The sequence below is a fragment of the Hymenobacter endophyticus genome (genome assembly GCF_032464715.1).
In the GTDB taxonomy this organism is placed as follows: domain Bacteria; phylum Bacteroidota; class Bacteroidia; order Cytophagales; family Hymenobacteraceae; genus Hymenobacter; species Hymenobacter endophyticus.
The window spans coordinates 603737-630253 of record NZ_JAWDJT010000002.1 but is presented as its reverse complement, the minus strand read 5'-3'; the positions used below and the strand labels follow the sequence as shown (position 1 = coordinate 630253).

The following is a 26517-nucleotide window of genomic DNA, read 5'->3' as shown; positions in this document are numbered from 1 at the left end:
AGCCCCCGAAACCCACCCGTTCCCACCGCATGCGTCCCATCACCATTGGCCTGATCCGAGAAGGTAAAACTCCGCCCGATAAGCGCGTCCCGCTCACCCCCAAAAAATGCGCTGAGGCTGAAGCCCGCTTCCCTGGCCTGAAAATAGTGGCGCAGGAAAGCTCCATCCGCTGCTTCTCCGACCAGGAATACCGCAACCTAGGCATTGACGTGCGCCCCGATGTGTCGGATTGCGACATTCTGATGGGGGTAAAGGAAGTGCCCGCGCAGCAGCTTATTCCTAACAAAACGTATCTGTTCTTCTCCCACACCGTGAAAAAGCAGCCTGCTAACCGGGAGCTGCTGCGCCAGGTGCTGGCCAAGAACATCACCCTCATCGACTACGAACTACTCACTAACGAACAAGGCGAGCGAATTGTAGCCTTCGGGCGCTGGGCTGGCATTGTGGGTGCCTACAACGGCCTGCTCACCTACGGCCGCAAGCACGGCCTCTACGAGCTAAAGCCGGCCTACGAGTGCGTGGATATGGAGGATATGCAGGAGGAGTTTTTCAAGGTGAAGCGCCTGCCACCCATTAAAATTGCCGTGACCGGCACCGGCCGCGTGGGGCAGGGGGCAGTGGAAGTGCTGGACATGATGGGCATCCGGCGGGTAAGTGTGTACGACTACTTGTACCACGACTTCACGGAGCCCGTGTACACCCAGCTGCGCAGTTCCGACTACAACCGCCGCCGCGACGGCCGCGTGTGGGACACCCCCGATTTCCACCGCAACCCCCACGAGTATGAAAGCACGTTCCAGAACTTTCTGCCCGTAACCAATCTGCTCATTGCCTGCGCCTACTGGCACCCACAAGGCCCCAGGCTGTTCTCGGAACACGATACCCGCCGCTCCCACTTCCGTCTTGATACCATTGCCGACGTGACTTGCGACGTGGACGGCTCCATCCCGACCACCAAGCGCAGCAGCAGCATTCAAGAACCCGCCTTCGATTACAACCCCACTTCCAGTGAGCTGGAGCCCGCCTACGCCCGGCCTGATAACATTACTATTATGGCCGTGGATAACCTGCCCTGCGAACTGCCCCGCAACGCCAGCCGTGACTTTGGCCGTCAGCTCATCGACAACGTGTTGCCCCACCTAATGCACGAGGGCGGCGACGCCGTGATTGAGCGCGCCACCATTGCCCGCAACGGCCAGCTCACCGAGCGGTACCAGTACCTGCAGGATTACGTGGCGTAGATCTGGCCTTTTATCATTAATGGCTCGAAAGCAAACAGCGCGTCCTTCCGCATAAAACTGCGAAAGGACGCGCTGTTTGTTGCTATAAGTGAGCCTATACGCGGGGCAAAACGGGGTATTTAGCTTGCACCAGCATATACAGGCCGTAGCACATTAGCCCCAGAGCTACTATGCCAAGCACTGCCGGGCCCATGGTAGCCAGTAGGTCGAAGGCCTCATCGGTGGTGCCTACGGCGGCGGCCTGATGCTTGCGGCCCGCTTGCAGCAGGAAATAGCCAAGAATAGCCATTACAATACCCCGGGCCGTGTACCCGAGCTGCCCAATACGATACACCGTGTTTTGCTGGCCTGCCGGAATATCGGCGCTGTTCACGTGCTTGTGGAAGGAGCCGGAGTAAGCCTTTACAATCTGATAGATGCCGACGCCGATAGTGATCAGTCCGGCCAGCATAATAATCCATTCGCCGGCGGGCCAGTTGAGGATGCGGGCAACCAGGGTTTGTTGGCTGTTACCTCCCTGGCTGGCGGAGCCATCCAGGGCAAGGTTGGCCGCGTACCAGGCCAAGCTGGCATACAGCAGGCCGCTACCGGCGTAGGCCAGGCGCCGCCCAATGCCTTTAGCTCCGGAGCCTTTATTTTCGGTGTCGCGCAGGGCCTGAGTGAAACGCCACACAATGTAGCCCAGCAGCCCAAAGGCAATAAGGCCCAGCAGAACGGTGCCACCAGGTAAGCTCTGCAGGGTTTGGACAGCTTGCTTTTTATCGGCGGTTTGACCACCCTGCTGGCCGGTAGCTGCCAGCAAGGCCAGCAAGCCCATCAGCAGATATACAATGCCTTTGGCCGCGAAGCCAAAGCGGGCTAGTGCCCGGATACCCGAGGAAGGCGAAGTAGGCAGCGCTGCCTGAACAGAGGAAGAAACAGACATAGTAAGACAGAGTTAGGGGAGAGGAGTTTCTGCCTTACGAAGTTTGGACGCTAAAGGCTGAAGCGTGCCCCACCCAGCAAGCCCGGCGGCCGGTATAAACGGGCTCCCCGACGAATAAATGGCTGATTTTCGGGTAAGTTCAGCATGAGCAGCGGCTTGTTGCGCATGGTGGCATCATCCAGCAACAGCTGCTCCAGGTTGCCGCCGGGGCGCACATAGGGTACGAAAAATCGGTCAGCCAAATCGGCGATAAGCTGGTTGCGGATGTTGGCCGTTTCCTGTGTCACGGTCATAACGTTAGGCTCGAAAGGGGTAATGAAGAGCAGGCGGCCCAACTGTATATCCCGCTCATAGTCCAAGGGCATGGAGGGTTGAATTCCCCGGCCCAGCGCATACACAATGGGCTGCTGCACATCGCGCCGCAGAAACCGGAAAATACTTTGTTCCAGCCGCGAATGAAAACCTGACAGCACGCAGTAGCCCAGCTGCCGCTGTTCCATCGCCCACAGATAGGCTACGCGCTCAATACTAAGCGGGTAGTCCCGGGAGCACAGAAAAGCCGTTTTAGGCAGCCGCAGCAAGGCAGTATTCCCCAATGTGCGAATATCTTCCACTAGAGTAGTCATGACAAACTGAAGTAGCCAAAGCTATAGATAATGCGGAGTGGTGTGCCGGTGGGGGCTGCTAGAGTTGTCATCACTCAGAAAAGGCCTGATACCATGCGGTACCAGGCCTTTTCTGAGTTTTTTTGGACCACTACTTTCTCAAGTAGCGCCTGCGCTTAGAAGGTGCGCTGGAACCAGTGTTTGATATCATCAATGGTTTCGCCAGTCTTCTGCTGCAGGCGACCGAACCACTCGTCCTGCTGGCCTTCCTGATAATCCAGGTCGTCGTCGGTGAGGTTGCCCCACTTCTGCTTGGCTTGGCCTTTAATTTCGTTCCAATTGCCCCGAGCGCGCAGCTCGGTGGCGTCGTTGATGCCGTTGTTGTTAGCGTCCATGGTGGGTAGGGTTTGGTTGAAAGTATACCCCTGTACGGTGCAGCTTAGCGGCAGGTTACCAAAGGCTAATGAAAGTTACATGTGATTCACTCCGCCGTTGATGAAGAATAATGCTACCACTAATGCTACCACGGTACCAACCCCTGCTCCGTATCCACCCGCTGCATTACCAAATTTCTTATTTCTTGCCTGATGCTGGTAGCCCGCTACATAGTTGGGGCTTTTAAGCAGCGCCGGGTCCGGTACCCGCATGTTCTGTTTCTTGGGCGGCGTCAGGCTAATGCCCATTCCTGTGGCAACTCCCCCTATTCCGCCATACGCAATGGTAACTATGGTAGCCCCATACGTGCCCCAGAAAGCCCCCGGCGCTTTAAAATAAGCGCGGGCATCGCGCCGGCCCTGGTCATACGTGGCCTCCTGGGCGAGGCCGGGCAAAGCTGGGGCCGCAGTGGCCTGGCGCTGAAAAACATCCTTGGTGCCGTTGGGGTAGCGGATCAGAAACACCTGCGTGGCGGCTACCCGGAGCGTGTCGGCCGAGGAATTGATATAGGTAACCAGCTCGGGCGTGATGGTCAGCACCTTGCCGGTTAGCTCTTCCCCGTTGCTTAGCAGAATCACGTCCTGGGCGGTGGCGCGCAGGGTTAACAGCAGCCCGCAGAGTACAAGTAGAAGGTGGCGCATAAGATGAAAAATGAGGTGAGAATTGTAGAAAACGCGGCTGCTAACGGGTGCGGGAATTGAAGCCGAACAGCAGACTAAACCGGGCGCCCCCGTCGCCGGGCACCACCGCAAAGTTGACCGGGAAGTTGATGCCGTTGCTGCGGAAGGAAGTGCCCACGGCCAGCGCAATGTGCGCCCCGGCCGGCGACACGTTCGGCCCCAGGCCAAACTCCAGGCCTTTGGGCCCCCGAATACCAATGAGGGCGTTCAGGCTGGGCAGAAATTGGCCCTGCTCCAAGCCCCCGATGAGCGGCACAATCTCCAGCAAGCCCGAGGTGCCGTTGGGCATCCGGAAAATGCGGGTTTCAAACTGCCAGCCGAACTGCGTCAGAAAAGGATTCACATTCAGCTCCCGGTTGGCTTTGTCGGCCACCCCGCCCGCCAGCAGCGTAAAGCCCAGGCGCGGGCCGCTGAGGTGAATATCCTCGTAAGCCGGGGCCTCGTCGCCGGGCACGCTAGCGCCCGTGGCCACACCCGTGCCGGCCGCGGGGCCGGCCGCCGGTGCCGTGGCGGGCACGCCGGAAGGGAGGCTGCCGCCCAGCATTTCCTTGGTGCCATTAGCATAGCGAATCATAAACACGTCGGTGCGGCGCATGGTAATCAGGGGGCCGTCGGGGTTATCGGTGCGCTTGTAGCGTACCTCCGTGGGCGTGATTTCGAGCACTTTCACCTGCACCTCTTCGCCGGTGGTTTTGGTAAGTAAATCCTGGGCATGCGCCGCGAAGCCAGCCAGCAGCAAAATCAGGGACAGGAGTAAACGATTCATATGCATAAAAAGCCGAGTGTTGAAGATGCTCCGAAGGTTGCACGTTCAGCGGCATTACCCTAACCATTTTCTATATAGCTCAGACTATATGGGTGCGGTTATGATAGGTGTAAATAGTTGATTTGTAAAGTAATATAGGATATTATTCAGACTTATGGAGCGCTTGACTTGGGTTCTACAAACAGCCCTTCTATATTACCGCTATGGATGACCTGCGGACTACGCTCAGCACTTTCTCGGCCGATGACCGCAAGGATTTCCGGCAGTTTATTCAGCGGCAGCGCCGCAAGCAGAAGGGCCGCATGGATGTGCGCCTCTGCGACCTGCTGCTGCACCAGAAAGAGTATGCTACCGAGGAGCTACTGGCCCGCCTCTACCCCGAGGAGCCCAATGCTGTGGCCTACTACGCCCTGCGCAAGCGCTTGATGCGCCACCTCACCGATTTTCTGCTGTTGCGCCAGCGCCAGCAAGACCCCACGGCGGCTTCCTCGGTACGGGGGCTACTCACCCTGGCCCAATATCTGTTTGAGGCCGGGGTGGGCCGCTTGGCTTGGAATATGCTGCGCAAAGCCGAGAAGCTGGCCCAGCAGAACGAGCAGTACGAGCTGCTGAACACGGTGTACAACCTGCAGATTGCCCAGGCCGGCAGCAAGCACGCCGACGACCTGCCGGACATTATTCGGCGGCGCAACCTCAACAAGAAAGCCGCCGATGAGGAGGAGCGTGCCAACATTGCCGATAGTCTCATCCGCCAGCGCCTGCGCGAGGCCCGGGTGAAAGGCCGGGCCGGCGAGTCGTTTGATGGGATTCTGGGGGAAGTGCTGCGCGAATACGATTTGCAGGAAGCCTTTGCCCGCCGGCCTGCGTTGCTCTACAGGCTCATGTCCATTGCCCGCGCGGCCATGCTGGTGCGGCGCGACTACCTCACCTTCGCGCCCTTCGTGATACGGTGCTACCGCCTTATGGAAAAGCGCCATGGCTTCTCACCCGCTCACCGGGAGGCGCAACTAGGCCTGCTCTACATGATTGCCCACGCCCTGTACCGAACCCGCCGGTTTCAGGAATCAACGGAGTACCTGGAGCAACTGCGGGTGCTGCTCGATGAGGGTTCCCGACTGCGGGGAGCGGCTTACCGGGCCCGCTACACCTTTCTGCTGGCCGCCAACTACGCCTTCTTGCGCCGCAACGCCGAAAGCATCCGGCTACTGGAAGAAGTGTTGAAAACCACGCTGCCGCCCCGTGAGCAGCTGACGGCCCGGTTGGGCCTGGGCTTCCACTATTTCGCCGAAGGACAATTTCAGAAGGCTAACCAGGTGCTGCTGGCCATTGGCCGCACCGACCATTGGTGTGAGCAGGAAATGGGCGTAGAGTGGGTACTGAACCGCAACATGGGCGAAATGCTGATTCAGTTGGAGCTGGGCAACCCCGATTTGGCCCTGAACCGCCTGCGCGCCATTGAGCGTCTCGTGAAGGAGCGTTTCGGGCCCGATGGGGGCGGCTACGCGGCCGTGCTGGGCTACCTGCAACTGGTACGCGACATCATTGAAAACCCCGATGCGGCCCGCTCCCCGGAGTTGGCAACCCGCGCTACCCAGCTACCCGCCTTCGTGCCGCTGGAGCAGGAAGACTTGCAGGCGCTGAGTTTCTACAGTTGGTTGAAGGCCCGCATTGAGCGGCGGCCCTATTATCAAGTTCTGTTGGAGCTGGCTGGAGCAACCGAAACGCCGGGAGTTGCCTTGGCCTGAGAACACACTACTGCGGCATGAAAAAGCCCCGCCTGTGACCAAGCGGGGCTTTCCTGTGGCCTTGATTTAAGGCCGGATACTTTGCTTACTGCTTTTGAGCAGCATTGATTTCGGCTTTGGCGTCGCCAGCGGCTTCCTCGGTGGCGGCAGCGGCTTTATTAGCGGCCTCTTTGGTTTCGGCGGCAGCCTTGTCGGCGGCGGCTTCGGTGGTGGCGGCGGCCTGCTCACCAGCAGCTTCCATCTTCTGACCGGCGTTTTCTACGGCATTATCGGTAGCCGTGGCAGCGTTGTTGGCCTCAGCAGCAGCGGCATCGGCCGTATTTTCGGCGGCAGCTTCAGCGTTTTGTTTGCCGGGCTCAGTGCAGGAGGCAACCGAGAAGGTGACGGCCACGGCCACGAAGAAGGATTTAAACAGCGTTTTCATGAAACAGCAAAAAAGTAGGTTGTAGATGTGCCACGCTAGCAAGTGGTTCAGAGTTTAATAACCGTTGTGTTTCGAAGGTAACCCGGCCGGATATACAGGATTTTGGCCTGCTTTGGGCGGCTAACTTTGCCGGCCAGCCAGCGTATGCTTGGCTACATTTCTCTGCTTGCTTTCCACTTATTCATGCTGTGTATTCTGCGCCTGGCGCTGTTTTTCCTAACGCTACTGCTCCCTCTAGCCGGATGGGCTCAGGCCAACGACGGCTTCCAGCGCCGCGACGGTGCCATGTATCTGCTGCGCAACGGCCAGGTTCGGCCCATGCCGCAGGATGTGCGCCTGCCCAACGGCCGCTTGGTTACCCGCGACGGATTTGTGGTGCAGCGGGACGGCCGCCGCACTGAGCTGCGCGACGGGCAAGGCTGCACGTTACTGGGTGAGCCCACTGCAGTAAGCCGCACCCCGGCGGGGCAGTTCCAGCTAGTGGGAGCCGCCCCGCCCGTGTCGGCGCGGCAGGTCGTAATGCAATCCAACGGGAGCTGGAAAAGCTGGTGGCGGGGCCGGGGCAAGGGGCATGGCAAGCGCAAAAAGCACAAATAAGCCCGCGACACAGTACGTTAAAGCGTGACTTGGGCACGGTAGAGCACACTACTCTTTTACTTCTTCACCATTACGGTCCAGCCAGAAGGTCCGCCCATTTTGCACTACTCTGGCCCGCCCTTGCTCGTCAAAGTCGGTGGCGCTGGTGTAGCGGCCAAAAGGGGAAGTGCCCTCCGTTGTGTCGGCCAGGTAAGCTGGGGTGATGAAGGTGAACTGGCCGCCGGTTTTCACCCGGGCCAGCTCCTGCTGGAAGGAGTAAGCCTCCTGAAAGATAACTGGTTGCGCCGGCTCCTCGGGCCCGCTGATGTAATGCCAGCCCCGATGGTCGAGCACGGCTGCCCGCCCCTCCGCAAAGTCGCGGGCGGCGTAGTAGTAACTGCTGAACTCCGCTCCTTCCTTGGTTAGAAACGTGTAGAGGCCGCCCATTCGGGCTCGGGCATACCCATCGGCGTAAGGATAGAGGGCATCATAAGCCGGGGGTATTACCTCCGTGCCATCTGCCTGTACAAATCCGAAAACGCCTTCCTTTTCCACTACCGCCCGCTCCTCCTGAAATGCGCCGATGCTGGTGTACCGGGCTGGCAGCAACGTGTCGCCATCGGCGGCCAACAAGCCGGTGAGGCCGTTTTCGGTGAAGGCAACCGGGGCCTCTGAGCGGTTGCAGCGCCATAAAACCAGCATGAGCAGTACCGCAGCGGCAACTCCGCCGGCCAGCACACCCGCACGGGGGCGACCTGCCGCAAAAGCCGGCAGCTTGGTCAGCTGCTGCGAAACCCGCCGCCACAGCACCGGCCACCACCGCAGCCAGCCGGCGAAACTACCAGCCACGGCACTGCTCGGCCGGCCAACCTGGTCGCGCGTTCCGGTACCCTTGGGCCCTGCCGTTGTCGGCTTGGCGGCGGGCGGTGGTGTAGCTGGTTGCCAGGGTGCAGCAAGTGACGCCCTGGGCTGGGGCGGAACACTGGGCTGCACAGCGGGCATGGGTGGAGCCGGCGGAGTAGTAGAAGTTGCCGCCGCCGCCGCAGGATCGGGGATTGTGGTAGCCGCCGCAGGGGGGGCAACTGGTGCGGCAGCCAACCGCTCAATCAGGTTTTCGAGCTGTTGAATTTTCTGTCCCAACTCCTGGTTGCGGGTTTCCAGCTCCTGGCGGTATGTGTGCATGGAAGACTCCAACACATCTTTTTCGCGCTTCTCGGCGGCCAGCTGCGCCTGAATATCGGGGGCTTCGGGGGCTACGGGTGCGGCACTGAGCTGCTGCTGCAGCTGGGTGATGCGCCGCTCCCGCTCCGCTTCCCGCGTAGCTAGGGCACTAAGCTGCTGCTGCAGATCCTGCTGCATCTGAGTCCGCAGGTTTTCCAGCTCCTGCTTTTCCTGATTCCGGGCATCTAAATCAATTTCGTAGCCTGAGGAGGTGCGGTCTAGGTGGTCGAGGTCCTCGGCCCCCAGCCAGCGCCACAGCTGCCCCGCTTTCTGCCGCAGCAATCCACTGGCTCCGGGCTGTTCCGGGGTGCTGGCCGCTGCGGCCGCACCGTCGGCGGGCAGCCATTCCACCTCATGCAGCAAAGGCTCCAGGTCAGCTTCGGTCAGCTCAATTTCCGGGGTGGTCAGGCGGGCCAGGCGGCGGGTAAACTGGGTGGGGTCGGGCAGCAAATGAAACTGGGAAGCAGTAGGCACCGTGGCCATATGATTCTCCACTTCGGGCCCAAACCGGACCGGCGCCCCAAACAGTGCCAGGCCACTGATAAACTGCAGGTTGGCAGCGTCGGCTGGCAAGTACTGGGCAAGCCAGTCGGCCAGAGCGACGCGCTGCCGCTCAAACCGCCCAAACGGGTTTATTGCCCCGTTCGGTAGCTCCAGCGGCGTGCCATCCAGGTACCACATGCCGGCGCGCAGGTCGGTCATGGTCAGCAGGCCTCCTTGCGGTATCAGTTGCACCAGGGTAATGCTGCGCGGCCGCAGAATAAGGGCATCCAGAAAGTCGGGGGTACCCACGTCAACGTTACCAAGCAGCACGGTAAAGGGCGCCGCAGTATCCGTTTGCAGGGCGGCGGCTACGGCTTCAAACTGCTGCCGACGAGTGGGGGAGGTGAACGGTGCCGAAAGGTAGGTGTGTAACATAAGGAGCGGCCCGGGCGGGCAGAAACTGGCCCGGCTGGAATGGACGGGGTTGTACGGAACGCACCGGCACAGGATGTGCCAACTTTTCCGCGCCCAGACAAGTATAGCCGTTTGCGCCTAGTCGTACCTTTTTCGTTACTCCTTGCCTTCATACTCATGGATTCTACTGCCTCCACCCCGCAGCCTACCCCCACCCCCACCATACCGCTTGATGTCACGGATCAGCAAAATTCTGCCCTCCTCGAGGACACGCTGAACCTGCTCAATGCCGGTGCTCCCGACAAAGCTGGGCAGCACGGCCTGGCCGAAATAGACCGGTGGACGGAAGTATTGCGTGCTTCTGAGCGGCCCGGATTGGCCAAAATTATTCAGGAGCTTGTTACCCTGCGCCGTCAGCTCGATGCTGCTGATACTCAATCTCATGATCTGGCGGAAACTCTGGCCACCCTAGGAGCTGAAACCTCGAAAGTAGCCGACGAAACCTCCGATGATTACCGGGGGCCTCTCACGCAACTGGGCAAGCTGCTCATCAAGCTGGGTTCTTCTCTTTCCCGGTAACGTCTCCTGCGGTTCGCACAGCAAGGCCCCGGCTACCAAGCGTAGTCGGGGCCTTGCTGTGCGGGCCAAAAACAAGTAGCGGGTGGTTGAGTATTTATGGCCAGGTTGCGTCGGGCGTTGCTACACGCGCTGCCAGCCCCCTACTTTTGCAGTTCCAGCCCAGCTAGTATGTCCGAAATCCAGCCCCGCGCCGCGCTTACCCTCTACGACCCATTCGAAGGCATGCAGTTCAGTATGCACCGGTGCTTTTTGTGCGGCAACCCCACTACCCCCCCCCAGGACACCGTGCCCGTATTCGCCGATTGGCTGATGACGCGCTACGGCCTGCAGGAGCGGCAGATTAAGCTGCTGGATATGAGTATTGTGCAGTATCAACACCTGCGCATTGCCTGCTGCCCTACCTGTCGTACGCAGCACGTAGAGCCGCTGGAAGCCCGGGTGGAAGCCGCCGCCCAAGAGGGGATCCGGGGTTTCCGGCAACTGGATGATCAGACGCTGTTTCTGTGGCTAGGTAAGATGTTCTATGGCGTGCTGGTAACGGAGCTGCTCACCGAAATGGACCCCCTGGCCAAGCCCCAGTACCCGCTGGCCGAAAATGCCCAGCTGCTTCGGCGCTTCCAGGCATTCTATCAGCCGCTGCAAGCCCTGCGCGTACCTATGGAATACGAAGATTTCGTGCCCGGCTCCCTCTTTATTCTGGAAGCCGACCCCGCCCAGGACGAGATGCCCTTCGAGTACGACGACGACCTGAGCACTATTGCCTTCAGCATTAAGCTTGATGAAACGGTGCTGGTGGCCTGTCTGGTCGATAATGGCATTATCCGGCAAGCCATGGGGCGAGTGTACCAAGATGCCTATCGGCCTTTGCACCCGGTGCAGGTAGCCGAGTTCAAGGCCCGAGTGTACTACGCGGCCTATCTGCTCAATGTGGTGCCCGATTACTACCCCCGCCCGGTAAAGCCCGGCGACGTGGAAGTCATCATGGATACCCTAATTGATGATGTTACCGGGGATATTTTCAACCCCTGGGAAAATAGCGCTTACGCCCAGTCGTTGCTGGAAATGTGGAAGCGGTGGCAAATTCCGCTGGAGGAAATTGTGCGCAATCCGGCCGAGCCCCTCACCTTCCTATATGATGCGGGGGGACAACCACGGGTAATAAAGCATTACCCGGAGGCCAACAAAGCCGGAAATAAGTAAGAAAGCCGCTTGGGTTAACCGGCTTGCCAAACGGGCTCAGGAGCAAGCTTGCTGATCCGGATATCGGGCCAGCGGCCTTCGAGGCCATTTTTGCATTCCCGCTCATTCACCAGCACATCCACGCAGTGGCGGTGGCGGCGGTTCATGGTGTCATGAATAATATAGACACCGTCGAGGTCGTCTGAAATACCGCGTACCTGCACCTTCTCGCCGTAGCGAAAGGGGCCGCCCCACTTATCAAGTAGGTCGCGGGAAACAGCCAGCCAGCGGGTTTTGCTGGAGTGGCGGGTCGGAATGATGGAACCATCGGCGGTTTCCATCGGGGCGTCGTCCGTCTGGCCGACTTCAGGCCAGTAGGTAGTTGCGGTTACCCGGTACGACAGGGTTTTGGGAGCCTTTTTCAGGGCTACTACCGGAATAGCAACGGATACCGGGCGGGGGCTCAGGCTGGCTACCGTGGAAGGTAAGGCCAGGGCGGGAACAGAAATAGTGCGGGGTGGGAAGAGGAAGGTCAGTAAGAATAACGCAATGGACATGACGTTTGGGTTCGTGGACTCTCGCTGATTGTCCGGAGAGAATGGACAGCCGGCCCGACTCGGCTAGTGGGTGTGGGCGCCATCCGCGTTAGCAGACTATTGAGGCCCTTTTAAGTATGGTCAGCGGCGAGAATAGCCGAAAACAGGCGTGAAAAGCAATAAACAATGCTTGAATATAGACATATTATATAATTTATTGCACTTGTAAAATAATGTCGCTTTGAAGGGCTCAAAGGTACAGCTTTTTTTTAAACTGAGTTTTCACGCAATTGCTAATAATTTTAGTTGAATTAGGCGTAGTAATGGCAATAGTTTGGCCCCATACGCAAAGACTGGCTGGGAGGTTTTGGAGGCAGCAATGAGTGGTCAGAACTCTGCATCCGGGTACTCGTATGTCAAGCAAGCAATGCCCGACCGGCTACGCCGTAGTGTTCTGTTTCTCTTGACCGACTCCCCTAATGACTTTTCCTTTCATCAGTCGCAATCTGCCCGCCACTTTGCGCAACTCAGGTTTTGTAGCCACTGTTTTGCTCGCCCAAGCCTGCAACTCGCCCTCTTCCCAGACGGCTTCAACTTCTGAAACCCCGACCGACTCAACTCGGACTGCCGCACCCGTAGCTCCGGCCAACTCGCCGCTGCAGGTAGTAGCCCAGTTTCGGGAGCCGCAGATGGTGGGTGTGGCCGTGCTGCCCGACGGCCGCGTGTTTGCCGACTTTCCGCGCTGGGACAACAACCCAGTGAACCCCGTGGCGGAGGTGATGCCCGACGGCTCGGTGAAAGGCTACCCTGACGCTAATTGGTGCGTCTGGAACGAAACCGTGAAAAACGAGCCCCAGAAGCACTGGATCTGCCCCCAGAGCGTGCACGCCGACAAAACCGGTATGCTGTGGGTGCTGGACCCCGCTTCGCCCGGCATTAAAGGCACCGTGCCCGGCGGCCCCAAGCTGGTCAAGATTGACCCCAAAACCGATAAGGTGGTGCAGAACATCAGCATCCCGGAAAGCGTAGCCGCCCGCAAATCCTACCTCAACGACGTCCGCATCGATACCCAAAACCAGTACGCCTACATCACCGAGTCGGGCGTGGGCAGCTTGGTGGTAGTAGATTTGAAGTCGGGGAAGGCACGGAAGCTACTGGCGGGCCACTCGTCGATGATGGGCGACACCACGCTTAACATCAAGGCCGACGGCAAGGAGCTTATTGATGCTACCGGCAAACGCGCCCAGTTCAACGCCGACGGCATTGCCCTGAGCCAGGATATGCAGTACCTGTACTGGAAGCCCCTGACCAGCTACACCCTGTTCCGCATCAAGACGGAAGCTCTGCGCAACCCGGCCTTGTCGGATACGCAACTGGCCCAGCAGATTGAGGACCTAGGCAAAGTGCCCGCCTCCGACGGCATGGAAATCGACGCGGATAACAACCTGTACCTGAGTGCTTTCGAGGATCATTCCATCAAGCGCCGCACGCGGGCCGGCAAAATCGAAACGGTGGTGCAGGACCCGCGCTTGGAGTGGCCCGACACGTTTGCCTTCTCCGGCGACGGTAAGACGCTGTACGTGACCACCTCAGCCATCCATAAGACGCCTACCTGGAACAAAGGCTTGGGCAAGCAGGATCAGCCCTACTACATCTTCAAGATGGCATTGAAGTAGCACCGCAGGCAGTAGCGCGAACTTTGTAGTTCGCGTCCCCGCGCCGTAACAACGGTAGCCGTTTGGGGGCGCGAACTACAAAGTTCGCGCTACTATTTCACTGAATCCCTTTCTTTTCAACGCGGACGGCCTTTGTATTTATTTGATAGATTGGATATCGGTATCATCTAAAGAAACTTATGATGAGTTATACTGTTGATTAACAAGTTTATTTGCATATGCGCATATCAGTTTTTACTTCCTGATCAGGCTATTTACTTTTACCCCCTGACACTACCAGCTCCCACCGCATGGACGCCAACTCTTATATCGCCAACGCCCACGGCGACTACCTCGACAACCTGTACCAGTCTTATAAGGCCGACCCGCAGTCGGTGGATGCGAGCTGGCAGAAATTCTTTGAAGGCTTCGACTTCGCCCAGCAGTATCCCGAAGGTGGTATTCCGCAGGCCGACGGTGAGGGTGTGCTGACTACGCCCGCCAGCACCAACCAAGCCGGCGCTATCCGGGCCGTGGACACGGTGGCTGCCGACAAGGAAACGCAGGTGCGCAACCTCATTCACGCTTATCGCAGCCGCGGCCACTTGGTGGCTAAAACCAACCCGGTGCGGGAGCGGAAGGACCGTAAGGCCCGCCTGAGCATTGCCGACTTCGGGTTGAGCGACGCTGACCTCAATACCAAGTTTAAGAACGGCGAAGTGCTGGGTCTGGGCTCGGAAGCCACGCTGCGCGAGATTGTGGCCGCCTTGCAAAAGGTGTACACCCGCACCATCGGCTTCGAGTACATGTACATCCGCGACCCGCAGGTGCTCGACTGGTTCCGCGAAAAGGTGGAGAAAGACTCGCTGAGCTTCAACCCCAGCATCGACTACAAAAAGCGCATCCTCAGCAAGCTAAACGAGGCCGTGGTGTTCGAGAACTTCCTGCACACGAAGTTCCTGGGCCAAAAGCGCTTCTCCTTGGAAGGCGGCGAAACCACCATCCCGGCCCTTGACGCTATTATTAATAAGGCCTCGGAGCTGGGCGTGCAGGAGGTGATGATTGGCATGGCCCACCGCGGCCGCCTGAACGTGCTGGCCAACATCATGGGCAAGACCTATGAGCAGATTTTCTCGGAATTCGAGGGAACGGCCGTGCCGGATCTGACTATGGGCGACGGCGACGTGAAGTACCACATGGGCTACTCGTCGGAGGTGGAAACCGAAGGCGGTAAGAAAGTCAACCTGAAGCTGGCCCCCAACCCCTCTCACCTGGAGGCGGTGAACCCCGTGGTGGAAGGCTTCGTGCGCGCCAAGATTGAGCACCAGTACGGCGGCGACTACCACCAGATTCTGCCCATTCTCATCCACGGCGACGCAGCGTTGGCCGGCCAGGGCATCGGCTACGAGCTGACCCAGATGTCGCTGCTGGAAGGCTACCGCACCGGCGGCACGCTGCACTTCGTGATTAACAACCAAGTGGGCTTCACCACCGATTTCGAGGACGCCCGCTCTTCGATTTACAGTACCGACCTCGCCAAGATCATCGACGCGCCGGTGCTGCACGTGAACGGCGACGACCCCGAGGCAGTGGTGTTTGCCGTGCGCCTCGCCACCGAGTACCGCCAGCAGTTCCACGCCGATATCTTCATTGATATGGTGTGCTACCGCCGCCACGGCCACAACGAGTCGGACGAGCCCAAGTTCACCCAGCCCACGCTCTACAACCTCATCAGCAAGCACCAGAACCCCCGCGAGGTGTACAACGCCATGCTGGTGCAGCGCGGCGACGTGGACGCGCAGCTGGCCCAGCAGATGGACAAGGAATTCCGCGACACCTTACAGGCCCGCCTGGATATGGTGAAACAGAAGCCGCTGCCCTACAACTACCAGCCCCTCGAAAACGAGTGGCGCACCCTGCGCCGCAGTAAGCCCGAGGATTTCGAGAAGTCGCCGGAGACGGGCATCAGTGAGGAAGTGGTAGCCAAAGTAGGCAAGGCCCTGACCACGCTGCCCGAAGGCTTCCGCCCCCTGAAGCAGATTGAAAAGCTGATGGAGGAGCGCAAGAAGATGTTCTTCGAGACGCGCGTGCTGAACTGGGCCGCCGGCGAGCTGCTGGCCTACGGTTCCCTGCTCGACGAGAAGCATATTGTGCGCGTGAGCGGCCAGGACGTGCAGCGCGGCACGTTCTCGCACCGCCACGCCGTGTTGCACGACGCCGAAACCTCGGCCCCGTACAACTCGCTGAACTATATCGGCGAAGGCCAGGAGAAGCTGAGCATCTACAACTCGCTGCTGAGCGAGTACGCAGTGCTGGGCTTTGAATTCGGCTACGCCATGGCCAACCCCACGGCCCTGGTGATTTGGGAAGCCCAGTTCGGCGACTTCGCCAACGGTGCCCAGACCATGATTGACCAGTTCATCGTAAGCAGTGAAAGCAAGTGGCAGCGCATGAACGGCGTGGTGCTGCAGCTACCCCACGGTTACGAAGGCCAGGGCCCGGAGCACTCCAACGCCCGCCCTGAGCGGTTCCTGCAGCTGGCCGCCGAAAACAATATCATCGTGGCCAACATGACCACGCCGGCCAACTTCTTCCACGCGCTGCGCCGCCAGCTAACCTGGGAGTTCCGCAAGCCGCTGGTGGTGATGTCGCCCAAGTCGATGCTGCGCCACCCGCTGTGCGTGTCGCCGGTGGAGGAGTTCACCTCCGGCCACTTCCGCGAGGTGCTCGGCGACGTGTACGCCGACGCTAAGAAGGTGAAGCGTGTGCTGCTGTGCTCGGGCAAGGTGTACTTTGATTTGCTGGACGAGCAGCAGCAGTCGGGCCGCACCGACGTGGCCCTGGTGCGCCTGGAGCAGCTGCACCCTTTCCCCAAAAAGCAGCTCGACGCCGAGCTAGCCAAGTACCCCAAGGCCAAGCTGTACTGGGTACAGGAAGAGCCCGAGAACATGGGCTACTGGAACTACCTGCTGCGCTTCATGCGCCGCGAGCTGGAAGATGTTATTTCGCGCAAGCCCTCGGCCTCGCCGGCTACCGGCTACAACAAGGTGCACGTGAAGGAGCAGAAGGACCTCGTGGCCCGCGCCTTCGACAAACCCCGTGAAGCCGTGGCTGACGACAACATCAAAGCTACCAATGAGGTAGCCAAGAAGCAGGACTAGCTTTTGAGTAGCTGTTAGCTAATGGCTGTTGGCTATTAGTTTCACGCAACGGAAAGCTAACAGCCAGTAGCCAACAGCCATCAGCTAAAAAACCACCCTTCAAAACTCCCACCTATGGGTCTGGAAATTAAAATCCCCGCCGTCGGCGAGTCCATCACCGAAGTAACCATTGCCAAGTGGCTCAAAGCCGACGGTGACACCGTGAAGCGCGACGAGATTCTGGCCGAGCTGGAATCCGACAAAGCCACGTTCGAGTTGCCCGCCGAGGCCGACGGCGTGCTGAAAATCCGCGTTGCCGAGGGCGAAACCATCGGCATCGGCACCACCATTGCTGAAATTGACGGCGACGGTGCTGCTGCTGCGCCAGCTGCTTCGGCTCCGGCCGCCGATACCCAAGCTGCTCCCGCTGCCGACCCCGTAAGCAAAGGCGAGGAAAACCCCAAAGCCAGCGACCAAGCCGGCTACGGCGGGCAGCCGGAAGGCGGTGCCGCCTCAGGGGCGCCCGCAGATGCTGCGGCCGCTCCGGCTGCCGGCAACGGCGGTGGTGGAACCGTGGAAATGACCATTCCGGCCGTAGGTGAAAGCATCACGGAAGTAACGGTAGCCAAGTGGCTGAAGGAAGACGGTGCTCAAGTGCAGCGCGACGAAATTATTGCTGAGCTGGAATCCGACAAAGCCACGTTTGAGTTGCCCGCCGAAGGTACCGGCATCCTGCGCCACGCCGCCAAGGAAGGCGAAACCATCGGCATCGGCGCTATTATTGCCCGCATCGAAGGCGGCAGCGGTGCCGCTGCTCCGGCTCCGGCCGCCGAACCAGTTGCTACGCAAGCTGCCCCGGCCGCTGCTGCTCCGGCGGCTTCGGCAACCACCAGCTACGCCACCGGCACGCCTTCGCCGGCTGCCGGCAAAATCCTCGGTGAAAAAGGCATCGACCCCGCCGACGTGCAGGGCTCGGGCCGCGACGGCCGCATCACGAAAGAAGATGCCCAGAACGCCCAGGCTAAGCCCGCCGCGCCGGCTCCGGCCGCAGCTCCTGCTGCCGCTAAACCGGCCGCTGCTCCTGCCACTGGCAACTCGCAACCGGCAACTGGCAACCGCAACCAGCGCCGTGAGCGGATGAGCAATCTGCGCAAGACTATCGCCCGCCGTCTGGTGTCAGTGAAGAACGAAACGGCCATGCTCACCACCTTCAATGAGGTGAACATGCAGCCCATCATGGACCTGCGCAACAAGTTCAAGGACAAGTTCAAGGAGAAGCACAGCGTGGGCCTCGGCTTCATGTCGTTCTTCACCAAGGCCGTGTGCGTGGCTCTGAAAGAGTGGCCCGCCGTGAATGCCCAGATTGATGGTACCGACATCGTATACAACGACTTCTGCGACATCAGCATTGCCGTATCGGCCCCGAAAGGCCTCGTGGTGCCGGTAATCCGCAACGCCGAGGAGCTGTCGTTCGATGGCATCGAGAAGGAAATTCAGCGCCTCGCCGGCCTGGCCCGCGACAACAAGCTCACCATCGAGCAGATGACCGGCGGCACGTTCACCATCACCAACGGCGGCGTGTTCGGCTCCATGATGAGTACCCCAATTATCAACGCGCCACAGTCGGCCATTCTGGGCATGCACAACATCGTGCAGCGCCCGATTGCTGAGAACGGCCAAGTGGTGATTCGCCCCATGATGTACCTGGCCCTGAGCTATGACCACCGCATCATCGACGGCCGCGAGTCGGTGTCGTTCCTGGTGCGCGTGAAGGAGTTGCTTGAAGACCCAACCCGTCTGCTGCTGGGCGTGTAATTGCGGAACTCCGACTACGCGTTTGCCGTCTTTTTTACGTGTGTCTGCACCGTAAAAAGGATGGCAAACGTGTGTTTACACTATCTATTTCTCATAAATATGTACGATCTGACAGAGCTGCAGCAACACTTGCAGAACCACTGGCAAATGGAGGCCAAGCAGATGTTATGGCAAAGTGGGCCTACTGGGAAGCTGGATGCCGCTTTCCGAGTGCTGGAATTTCCGCCCGGTCCAGTGCATGCTATGTGGATATACTCAACTCTCGGTATGTCTCTGAACCGACCGGAGAATCCTGTTGAACTGCACATATTCTCTGACAAGCAGAACGCCACGTTGGTAGAGTTGCTGACAGCTGTAGCCTCCTACCATCGCAACGGTTTACCGTTAGACTTGCACCATACCGTGAATTTTGGCCGACTCTGGCAGGATAACTCTGCTGCTTCTTTCGGCTTCGTTTCGTTGCCTTATCTGGATGGGGAGGGGTTAGAAGTGTTCGAGTGGAAAGATGAACAACTGCATAACCTCTGGCTGATTCCGATAACGGAAGAAGAAAGAGACTATAAAATCAGCAACGGGTGGGATGCTTTAGAAGACGTATTTGAAGCTGCCCAACTACAGTACACTAATCCGTACAGAGCCAGTTGTGTATAAATAAAAAGCCCCCCGGATTCTGGTCCGGGGGGCTTTTTGATATGGGTGGATGGGTGAATGTGAGGAGAACGGGTAGGAATTGGGGGTGGGTGTAGTGGGTTGGTGCTAAGCGCCGATGGAGTTGGAAGCCAGCGTGGCTACCTGGTGCATTGCTTTTTCGGCGTTGGAGCCGGAGAATTTTTCCTGTACGGTACTGGTCAATACTTCCGTCCAGCGCTTGAGGCACTTGGAGGGTAGCGCTGAGTGCAGCGGAATCAGCTGACCTTCCTGATACCGGGTAGTACCCAGCAGGGCGCTGCTCCAGTAATCATAGAGCGAGGTGAGGTGGCGGGGCCAGTGCACCTGCGCTACCGCCTGGCAAACGGGGGCCAGCAGCTCATCGTTTTTTGCCTTGCTGAACGCCGTATCCACCAGCGTCATGATGTCACCTTCAGTGCGCAAATCAGGGAGGGAAGTCAAAGTAGCCATACGGAGGAGGGTAGGACGAGTGGATACGTAGCGAATTTACGCAGGTTTTGAATTTTTCGCCAATAAGCGAAAAATCTTTTTTCTCGTTACCCTTTTAGCTTGGATATAGAGGTGGGGCTTGTACGGCTTGAAACCCTCGAAGGATACCTCGTAAGCGGGTTTTTTACAGGATATGATAAGGGTTGCGGGCCTGCGAAATTCGATGCTCAAATACAGCCGCAATGGTGCCGGCTCGGTAAATTGCCTCGTCGGCGACAGGTCCCTGATACTGAGCCTCCACGTTTTCTACGAACAGCTTGAGCCACTGTTGAAAGTGGCGGCCATCAACAGGTAGCGCCAGGTGCTTGGGAAAAGGGCGGCCTCGGTAGCGGCCAGTATTCAGCAGTAACCCACTCCAGAAATCGTACATCGTGGCCAGGTGCTGGGGCCAGCGGCCTTGCACAACGGCTTCGAAAATGGGGCTTAGCAGCTCATCGGCCTGTACGCGGCGATAAAAGGTGTCTACGAGGCGCTGTATGTCTTCCTCGGAATGGATATCGGGCAGGGAAATGGGTAAGTCAGCCATGAGCAAACCAGAAAAGAAGGTCGTAAGAGCAAGTTGCCGCAATTATTATACCTCCTACGGGGTCTGCCAACGGTGGCAGGGGTTTTACCTCGGTTTCTGGTAGGCTTGGGCTGAGTGAGCTACGCGTTTGCGGAGTATCAACTGAAAAGCCGGTCCTGCCAAACCCGGAGGCGAGGCAAGACCGTCTTTCTGGTGCGGAACACTACTAGAATGGCTTGTCGGGCTGGTATTTGTTGATCAGGTTGAGTAAGACACCATTAGTCCAGCCAAAACCATCTTGAAGCGGATACTCGCCGCCGCCGGCTTTCAGCTTGGTATCTACCACGTTGTACTTCTCCATCAGCTTGCCGGTTTGTTGGAATACCTCCCGGTTCAGGCCTATCCAGCGAGTGGCAATGTTGCGGGCCAAGACCGGCTGCTGGTAGCGCTCCAAGCCGCTGATGGCTATGTACTGCAGCGGGGCCCAGGCATTGGGCGCATCCCACTGCTGCCCGCCCCCGCGGCGGGTGGTGGCCAGGCCCCCAGGCTTAAGGAAGTCGCGTTGCAGGCCCGCGGCTATCAGCTTGCCCTGAGGCGGGGTAGCAATGCCAAACTCCAGGGGAAAAGTGCCTGCCAGGGTTAGTTGAGTGGAACGTTGCCGGAGGCGGAAGTTATAATCGACAAACCAATTGGCTTTGGCATCCCAGCAGTAGGCGAGAATGGCCTTTTTCCGGTTCTGGGCCTTGGTTTGGTAAGCTGTGGCCTGGGCCGAGTTGCCTTGCAGCTGGTAGGTAGTGGCGATGCTGTTTTCGAGGTAGTAGAGCAGGCAATTCAGATCAACGGGCACTAAGTCGGTGGTCTGGATACTGCCCAATTGCCCATCGGGCCCAAACCAGCGGGTGCTGAAGTCCCAGCCGGAAGCGGCGGCCGCCCGGATGTTGCGGTAAAACTGGGCCGGGGGCTGCTTGCTGAGTTTGGCGGCGGCTACATCCTCGGCGTAGGATTCTTCCCGGGGCTGGTCGCTGCTGTCGTAGTAGCGGTTCAGCACCTCGCCGCTGGCCAGGCGCACGGCGCGGTCCTGGGCGGTGCCGGGCTGTAGGGTTTCAGCTCCGGACATCCAGTAGCTGTACTCGCGCAGTAGCTGGGGCTGGTAGCGGAGCAGGGTTTGCTGGTTGCCTTCCTGCTGGGAGAGCAGGTTCACCATCAGGGCAAAAAACGGGGGCTGGGAGCGGGTGAGGTAGTAAGTGCGGTTGCCGTTGGGGATGAACCCGTAGGTATCCAGCAGGTAGGCAAAGTTGTCCACCATGTCCCGGATGACCGTGGTGCGGCGGCTTTCAGCCAGCCCGAGCATGGTGAAGTAGGAGTCCCAGTAATACACCTCCCGGAAACGCCCACCCGGCACAATGTAGGGGCGGGGCAGGGGTAGCAAGGAAGAAGCCCCGGTGGGCACAGTATCGGGGTGGCGCTGGAGCACCGTCCAGAGGGTGTCCAGGTGGTGGCGCAGGCCGGTTTCTACCTGGCTGCGGTACTGGCCGCCCACCGGGGCCGGTGGAATAAAATGCTCCGCCACAAAGGTTTTGAGGTCGAAACCCGGCTGGTCCTTCTGCTGCGCGTAAGCCCGCACGATGTCGGCCGGCGGCTGCTTGGCCACGGCATCCACAAAGGTTTTGTTATCGGGGTACACGCGGCCCAGCTGCACGGCTTCAAACAGGCCCGGGTACAACTGGCGGGGTGAAGAGGGTAGCTGTTGAGCAGTTGCCGTACCGGCCACGGTCAGCAGCACCGCGAAGAAGAGGTTGCGCATGATGGGAAAGGTGAAAGTGGGGGCTTATGTAGAACGTCATGATGAGTCAGCTAACATAAGTTGCAGACTACGATACTACGTCTAGTCCCCTTCCTCGGAAAGGAGGGGTTAGGGGTAGTTGACAATCGTTGAACATCCACTGATGACAAGCTTTAGTAATCCGTTCTGCCGGCTTCAACCACCCCTAACCCCTCCTTTCCAAGGAGGGGAACTAACTTTTAGCTCTAGTCCGCAACTCAGGTCTACTAATCAGGCTCATCAGCACGTGGAAAGTTTTGGCTACGTATTCCCTTTTACGGATTATCTGTCAGCGGCTGACGGAATAGGCTTTACGCTGCACGCCCACGCCCGTTATCTTCACCGACTGCCAACCCGTGGGCAGGGTGGTTTTGCTTTGGGTGATGCCAGTGGGGGTGATGTTCAGGCCTCCGAAACCCATGAGCACCGCTTGCAGAACCCCGCCCGCGCCAGTAGCAAAATAAGGGTTGGTGCCGCCCTTGGTTTCGGCAATGACGCGGAACGGAGGCAGCAGGTTGGGCTCGTAGGCATCCTTGAACCACAGCTGGGCCTTATCGGCGTTGCCGAGGCGGGCGTAGAGCAGGGCGAAGATGGCCTGCGTCATGGCCGGGGTGCCTTCGTTAGGCACGCGGGTTTCGTAGTAGGCCAGGTCTTTTTTGATCTGGGCGGGGTCGGTGATGACGTTCAGGGGGTAGGCCAGCAGGTTCACGTCGCCCTGCTTGATACCTTCGCCTTTGTAGGTGGCGTGCTCCTGGGTGGTGCCGTCGGCCATCTTCAAAATCGGAATGTTCTGGGCTACTAGCAGCCAGTCGGGGTTGGCTTTGAGGCCCAGCAGCCGGGCGGCGGCGGCGGCGTTGCGCAGGTTTACCTGGGCGGCGGCGTTGGTGAAGGCGTTGTTGTCCACGTTTTCTGCCCACTCATCGGCCGCCACCACGTTCTTAATGTCGTAGTGGCCGGGGCCGTTACGCTCCACCCGGCTGGCCCAGAAATCAGCCGTGGCCGACAGGATGGGGTAGCCTTTTTCGCGCAGCCAGTTCCGGTCCTGGGTGACGCAGTAGTACTGCCAGGCCGCCAGGGCCACATCGGCCGAAATGTGGTGCTCAAACGGGCCGCTCAGCGCCCACACGGGCGTTTCTTCCACGCCGGTGTCGGCGCTTTCCCAGGGGTACATGGCGCCCTGGTAGCCGTGGGCGAAGGCGTTGCGCCGGGCCGGCTCCAGCCGCCGGAATCGGTACTCAATCAGTGATTTGGCAATATCGGGCTGGAGCACCAGCAGGGCCGGGAACATCCACAAATCGGTGTCCCAGAATACGTGGCCGTTGTAGCCCAGGCCCGAGAGGCCCATGGGCGAGGGCGAGTAGTCGGTGCCGGCGCGAGAAAAGCTGTACAGGTGGTAGAGCATGCTGTGCACGTCCTGCTGGGCCTGGGCGTCGCCCTGAATCTGAATGTCGCTTTTCCACAACTCGTCCCAGGCTTTGGCGTGGAAATCCAGCAGGCGCTGCTTGCCTTCGAGGCGGGCGAAGATGGTCAGGCGCTCGGCCTCGTTGAGCGGATCCTGGTGGTGGGCGGAGGTGATGGAGGAACCGGCCACGGCGTAGGAGTAGGTCTGCCCGGCCTTCAGGGCCTTCCCGAACTTGATCAGGTGCATGTTGTTGTCCCACATTTCATGAATCACCCGGGGCTCCTGGCCGTGGGGCTCCTCAAACAAAAACGTGTTGGACGCGCACAGCTGCAGCTTGCCGGTGGGGCTTTTAGCCGAGGAGGTGAGCAGGCTCAGCACCACGTGGGGCCGGTCAATTTCGTTGTAGTAGTTCTGAGCGTCGCGCAGGGCGTCGGGAGTTTCCAGCACGCTGGCCGCGCCCAGCTGCAGGTCTTTTTTGGCCGTGATGCTCACATCCATGAGCACCGTAAAAGGCAGGTGGCGCAGGGCGTAGTAGGTGTAGCGGATGGTGGCTTTGTCGGCGTAATCGAAGGTGGTGGTGAGGCTGGCGCGGCGCATATCCAGCTCCTGGCGGAAGTTGCTGGCGTCTTTGCCCGAGAGCCGGCGGCCGTCCACCTCCAGGTACATATTCAGCAGGTTGAAGCTGTTGAGAAAGTTACTCACCCGCCCACGCCCGTACTGGTCGTACGCCCCGGCCAGCACCACGCTCTTCACCTGAAACGGCTCGGGTGCCGATACTACGCCCAGCATCCCGTTGGCCACCGTCACCCCGTAGTAGTTCTTCGGGTCGATGGTGGAGGCCGTAACGCGCCACGGGTCGGACGTCTGTGCGGCGGCGGGGTGGCTCAGCGCCGTGCTCAGCAGCGCCAACGCTCCCAACAGGGTTTTCAGAGCCAGAAAAGGAAAGCGAAACATAGCGGGTGGGGAAGAACGGTGGTAGGAGAGAAGGTAGAAGGAGGAGCGCCGGGCCAGCGTATAAAGCCGTTTAACGAGCGGTGTACCGGTCCGGCGGGCGGAGCCCGTCGGGCCGGTTGCCGTGAGCTGACGCCCGAACGACGACGCAACACCATCAGCTTGCGGCAACCGGCCCGACGGCTTCCAGCCGCCGGACCGGTGGGGAATTTCACCGTGTACAAAACGGCCATCATGATGTGTGGGCAAATAGGAACTCTGCTACTATTCAGGCCGTCATGCAGAGGCGCAGCCGAAGCATCTCGCGTGCTGAGGTTGTGATGCTACTCATACGTCAGCACGCGAGATGCTTCGGCTGCGCCTCTGCATGACGTTCTGGCTGCTAAGTTCTTACTTCAACGGCAGCACCAGCGCCTGCCAGGGTTGCAGGGCCAGCGTAGGGGCGGGGCTGAAGCCGGGGTAGTTGTTGAGCCAGGGCGCGCCGCTCAACGCAAGACCGGCGGGTAACGGCCAGGTGCGGTTTTCGGAGGAGAAGTTGAGCACCACCAGCACCTTCTCGGGGCCCTGGGTGCGGGTGTAGGCGTAGATGTGAGGGTTGGGCGCGTCGAGCAGCTGATAGGCCCCGTACACCAGCACCTTGTGCCGCTGGCGCAGCGCCACGGCCCGCCGGAAGTAGTTCAGTACCGAGTTGGGGTCCCGTTCCTGGGCGGCTTGGTTTACGGTGCGGTAGTTGGGGTTTACTTTCAGCCAGGGCGTGCCGGTGGTGAAGCCCGCGTTGGCCGTGCTGTCCCACTGGAAGGGCGTGCGGCTGTTGTCGCGGGAGAAGCGTTGGAGGTTTTTGAGGTAGGCCGGCAGATTGCCGCCCTGGCTCTTCACCAGGGCGTAGCCGTTCAGGGCCGCCAGGTCGCGGTAGTCGGAAATCTTGTCGAAGCGGATGTTGGTCATGCCCAACTCGTCGCCGTTGTAGCAGTAGGGCGTGCCGCGCATGGTGAGCAGGAAGGTATTGAGCAGCTTGGCCGAGGCCGCCTGGAACGCCGGCCGGTCGTCACCGAACTTGCTGGTCATGCGGGGCTGGTCGTGGTTGCCTAAGTCTATGGCCTGCCAGCCGGTCTGGGCGAAGGCGCTGTCCCACTTCGTAAACACGCGCTTCAGCTCCGTCAGCTGGTAGGTTTCGGAGTTGCTGCCCACGCCGGTACCCTCAAAATGGTAGGTCATGTCCAGCTCCTTACGGTCGGGATCCACGAAGAGGTGGGCTTCCCGGGGGTTGCGGCCCGCGCCTTCAGCCACGCTCATCACGTTATAGCGGCTGAGCACCTCCCGGTTCATTTCCTGCAGGTAGTCGTGCAGGCGGGGGCCGTGGTTGTAGGCGTTGGCGTAGTTCTGCTCCGTGAGGCCGGGCATGGGCGGGAAGCTGGGGTCCTTGGCCACAAACTGGAAGGCATCCATCCGGAACCCATCAATGCCCTTATCCAGCCAGAATTTCATGATGGCGTACACCTCCTGCCGCAGCTTGTGGTTGTTCCAGTTCAGGTCGGGCTGCTTCCGGGAGAAGATGTGCAGGTAGTAGGAGTGGGTGGGCGCGCTGTACTGCCAGGCGTTCTTCTTTACATCGAAGGTGCTGTAACGGGCCGGCGGGGTGCCTTTCTCAGCGGGCCACCAGTAATAGTAGTCCCGGTAGGGGCTGCTGCGGGAGGCGCTGGCCGACTTAAACCAGGCGTGCTCGTCGGAGCTGTGGTTCACTACCAAATCCATCACCAGCTTGAGGCCGCGCCGGTGCATGCCCTGGAGCAGCGCGTCAAAGTCCTGCATGGTCCCGAACTCCGGCATAATCTGGCGGTAGTCGGAAATGTCGTAGCCGTTGTCGTCGTTGGGTGAGGCGTAGATGGGGTTGAGCCACACGGTGCCCACGCCGGTGCTTTTCAGGTAATCGAGGCGGGAGATGATGCCTGTCAGGTCGCCCACACCGTCGCCGTTGCTATCCTGAAAGCTGCGCGGGTAGAGCTGGTACACCACGGTTTCCTTCCACCAGTCCGATTTCCGCGTAGCAGTGCTATCCGGGGCAGAGGCAGCCGTAGTGGCAGTGGTGGCAGTTTCCGTTTTGGGGCTTTGGTTGCAGGCGGCGGCCAGCAGGCTCAACAGCGGAAGCAGGCGGGTAATGCGTCTTGTATGCATCAGGAATAAGATTGCGCAGGGCGAGAGTAAGTAGACGGGGGGCTGGCCAGAAACTAGGCGAGATGCACGCAAACAGGCCGCTGGCTGC

General features: G+C 59.5%; 22 protein-coding genes. 9 read left to right on the top strand and 13 right to left on the bottom strand.

What is annotated here, in order from left to right; all coding sequences use genetic code 11:
- The first annotated feature begins 29 nt into the window (after positions 1 to 29).
- On the top strand, positions 30 to 1241 hold the full coding sequence (locus ROI90_RS05050) for an NAD(P)-dependent oxidoreductase (protein WP_315997245.1): 1212 nt from the start codon (positions 30 to 32) through the stop codon (positions 1239 to 1241).
- 94 nt (positions 1242 to 1335) lie between these two features.
- Here ROI90_RS05050 and ROI90_RS05045 read toward each other — a convergent pair whose 3' ends face one another.
- The 5 genes from ROI90_RS05045 to ROI90_RS05025 form a co-directional block, all read right to left on the bottom strand.
- Positions 1336 to 2166, bottom strand: a complete 831-nt coding sequence (locus tag ROI90_RS05045; RefSeq protein ID WP_315997244.1) for a DUF1206 domain-containing protein — start codon at positions 2164 to 2166, stop codon at positions 1336 to 1338.
- A 50-nt stretch (positions 2167 to 2216) separates the two neighbouring features.
- The gene (locus ROI90_RS05040) at positions 2217 to 2792 is read right to left on the bottom strand and encodes a hypothetical protein (RefSeq protein ID WP_315997243.1); all 576 of its coding nucleotides are present in this window, start codon (positions 2790 to 2792) and stop codon (positions 2217 to 2219) included.
- A gap of 155 nt (positions 2793 to 2947) precedes the next feature.
- Positions 2948 to 3166, bottom strand: coding sequence for a CsbD family protein (locus tag ROI90_RS05035; protein ID WP_315997242.1), 219 nt, complete (start codon positions 3164 to 3166; stop codon positions 2948 to 2950).
- Positions 3167 to 3241: 75 nt separating this feature from the next.
- Entirely contained in the window at positions 3242 to 3847 is a 606-nt protein-coding gene (locus ROI90_RS05030) for a hypothetical protein (RefSeq protein ID WP_315997241.1), read from the bottom strand.
- A gap of 40 nt (positions 3848 to 3887) precedes the next feature.
- A complete protein-coding gene (locus ROI90_RS05025) occupies positions 3888 to 4652 on the bottom strand; it encodes a hypothetical protein (RefSeq protein WP_315997240.1) in 765 nt (254 codons plus the stop codon).
- Between the two features lie 203 nt (positions 4653 to 4855).
- On the opposite strand from ROI90_RS05025, the gene ROI90_RS05020 reads away from it, so the two are divergent.
- Entirely contained in the window at positions 4856 to 6397 is a 1542-nt protein-coding gene (locus ROI90_RS05020; RefSeq protein ID WP_315997239.1) for a hypothetical protein, read from the top strand.
- A gap of 85 nt (positions 6398 to 6482) precedes the next feature.
- On the opposite strand, the gene ROI90_RS05015 is transcribed toward ROI90_RS05020, so the two are convergent.
- Positions 6483 to 6821: a hypothetical protein gene (locus ROI90_RS05015; RefSeq protein ID WP_315997238.1), complete on the bottom strand. Its 339-nt coding sequence runs from the start codon at positions 6819 to 6821 to the stop codon at positions 6483 to 6485.
- Positions 6822 to 7004: 183 nt separating this feature from the next.
- On the opposite strand from ROI90_RS05015, the gene ROI90_RS05010 reads away from it, so the two are divergent.
- Positions 7005 to 7418 (top strand): DUF6799 domain-containing protein, encoded by a 414-nt coding sequence (locus ROI90_RS05010; protein ID WP_315997237.1) that lies wholly within the window; start codon positions 7005 to 7007, stop codon positions 7416 to 7418.
- Between the two features lie 48 nt (positions 7419 to 7466).
- Here the strand turns inward: ROI90_RS05010 and ROI90_RS05005 are convergent, their stop codons facing one another.
- Positions 7467 to 9536: a WG repeat-containing protein gene (locus tag ROI90_RS05005; protein ID WP_315997236.1), complete on the bottom strand. Its 2070-nt coding sequence runs from the start codon at positions 9534 to 9536 to the stop codon at positions 7467 to 7469.
- Positions 9537 to 9692: 156 nt separating this feature from the next.
- Between ROI90_RS05005 and ROI90_RS05000 the strand changes: the two genes are divergently transcribed.
- The gene (locus ROI90_RS05000) at positions 9693 to 10094 is read left to right on the top strand and encodes a hypothetical protein (RefSeq protein ID WP_315997235.1); all 402 of its coding nucleotides are present in this window, start codon (positions 9693 to 9695) and stop codon (positions 10092 to 10094) included.
- Positions 10095 to 10262: 168 nt separating this feature from the next.
- Positions 10263 to 11294: a hypothetical protein gene (locus ROI90_RS04995; protein WP_315997234.1), complete on the top strand. Its 1032-nt coding sequence runs from the start codon at positions 10263 to 10265 to the stop codon at positions 11292 to 11294.
- 14 nt (positions 11295 to 11308) lie between these two features.
- On the opposite strand, the gene ROI90_RS04990 is transcribed toward ROI90_RS04995, so the two are convergent.
- On the bottom strand, positions 11309 to 11830 hold the full coding sequence (locus tag ROI90_RS04990) for an RlpA-like double-psi beta-barrel domain-containing protein (RefSeq protein WP_315997233.1): 522 nt from the start codon (positions 11828 to 11830) through the stop codon (positions 11309 to 11311).
- Positions 11831 to 12288: 458 nt separating this feature from the next.
- Here ROI90_RS04990 and ROI90_RS04985 point away from each other — a divergent pair, with 458 nt between their 5' ends.
- The 4 genes from ROI90_RS04985 (at position 12289) to ROI90_RS04970 (ending at position 19070) form a co-directional block, all read left to right on the top strand.
- Entirely contained in the window at positions 12289 to 13485 is a 1197-nt protein-coding gene (locus ROI90_RS04985; protein WP_315997232.1) for an SMP-30/gluconolactonase/LRE family protein, read from the top strand.
- A 290-nt stretch (positions 13486 to 13775) separates the two neighbouring features.
- Positions 13776 to 16625, top strand: a complete 2850-nt coding sequence (locus ROI90_RS04980) for a 2-oxoglutarate dehydrogenase E1 component (protein ID WP_315997231.1) — start codon at positions 13776 to 13778, stop codon at positions 16623 to 16625.
- Positions 16626 to 16739: 114 nt separating this feature from the next.
- Positions 16740 to 18419 carry a 2-oxoglutarate dehydrogenase complex dihydrolipoyllysine-residue succinyltransferase gene (gene odhB, locus ROI90_RS04975; RefSeq protein WP_315997230.1) on the top strand — a complete coding sequence of 560 codons (1680 nt, stop codon included), beginning with the start codon at positions 16740 to 16742 and terminating at the stop codon, positions 18417 to 18419.
- A gap of 99 nt (positions 18420 to 18518) precedes the next feature.
- Positions 18519 to 19070: a suppressor of fused domain protein gene (locus ROI90_RS04970; protein ID WP_315997229.1), complete on the top strand. Its 552-nt coding sequence runs from the start codon at positions 18519 to 18521 to the stop codon at positions 19068 to 19070.
- A 105-nt stretch (positions 19071 to 19175) separates the two neighbouring features.
- On the opposite strand, the gene ROI90_RS04965 is transcribed toward ROI90_RS04970, so the two are convergent.
- The 5 genes from ROI90_RS04965 to ROI90_RS04945 all read right to left on the bottom strand — a co-directional run bounded on the left by ROI90_RS04965 (position 19176) and on the right by ROI90_RS04945 (position 26429).
- Positions 19176 to 19538 (bottom strand): group III truncated hemoglobin, encoded by a 363-nt coding sequence (locus ROI90_RS04965; RefSeq protein WP_315997228.1) that lies wholly within the window; start codon positions 19536 to 19538, stop codon positions 19176 to 19178.
- Between the two features lie 163 nt (positions 19539 to 19701).
- Positions 19702 to 20103: a group III truncated hemoglobin gene (locus ROI90_RS04960; RefSeq protein ID WP_315997227.1), complete on the bottom strand. Its 402-nt coding sequence runs from the start codon at positions 20101 to 20103 to the stop codon at positions 19702 to 19704.
- Between the two features lie 205 nt (positions 20104 to 20308).
- Positions 20309 to 21886, bottom strand: a complete 1578-nt coding sequence (gene treA / locus ROI90_RS04955; protein ID WP_315997226.1) for an alpha,alpha-trehalase TreA — start codon at positions 21884 to 21886, stop codon at positions 20309 to 20311.
- A 307-nt stretch (positions 21887 to 22193) separates the two neighbouring features.
- Entirely contained in the window at positions 22194 to 24260 is a 2067-nt protein-coding gene (locus ROI90_RS04950; RefSeq protein ID WP_315997225.1) for a glycoside hydrolase family 65 protein, read from the bottom strand.
- Between the two features lie 387 nt (positions 24261 to 24647).
- The gene (locus ROI90_RS04945) at positions 24648 to 26429 is read right to left on the bottom strand and encodes a glycoside hydrolase family 13 protein (RefSeq protein ID WP_315997224.1); all 1782 of its coding nucleotides are present in this window, start codon (positions 26427 to 26429) and stop codon (positions 24648 to 24650) included.
- Between the last annotated feature and the right edge of the window lie 88 nt (positions 26430 to 26517).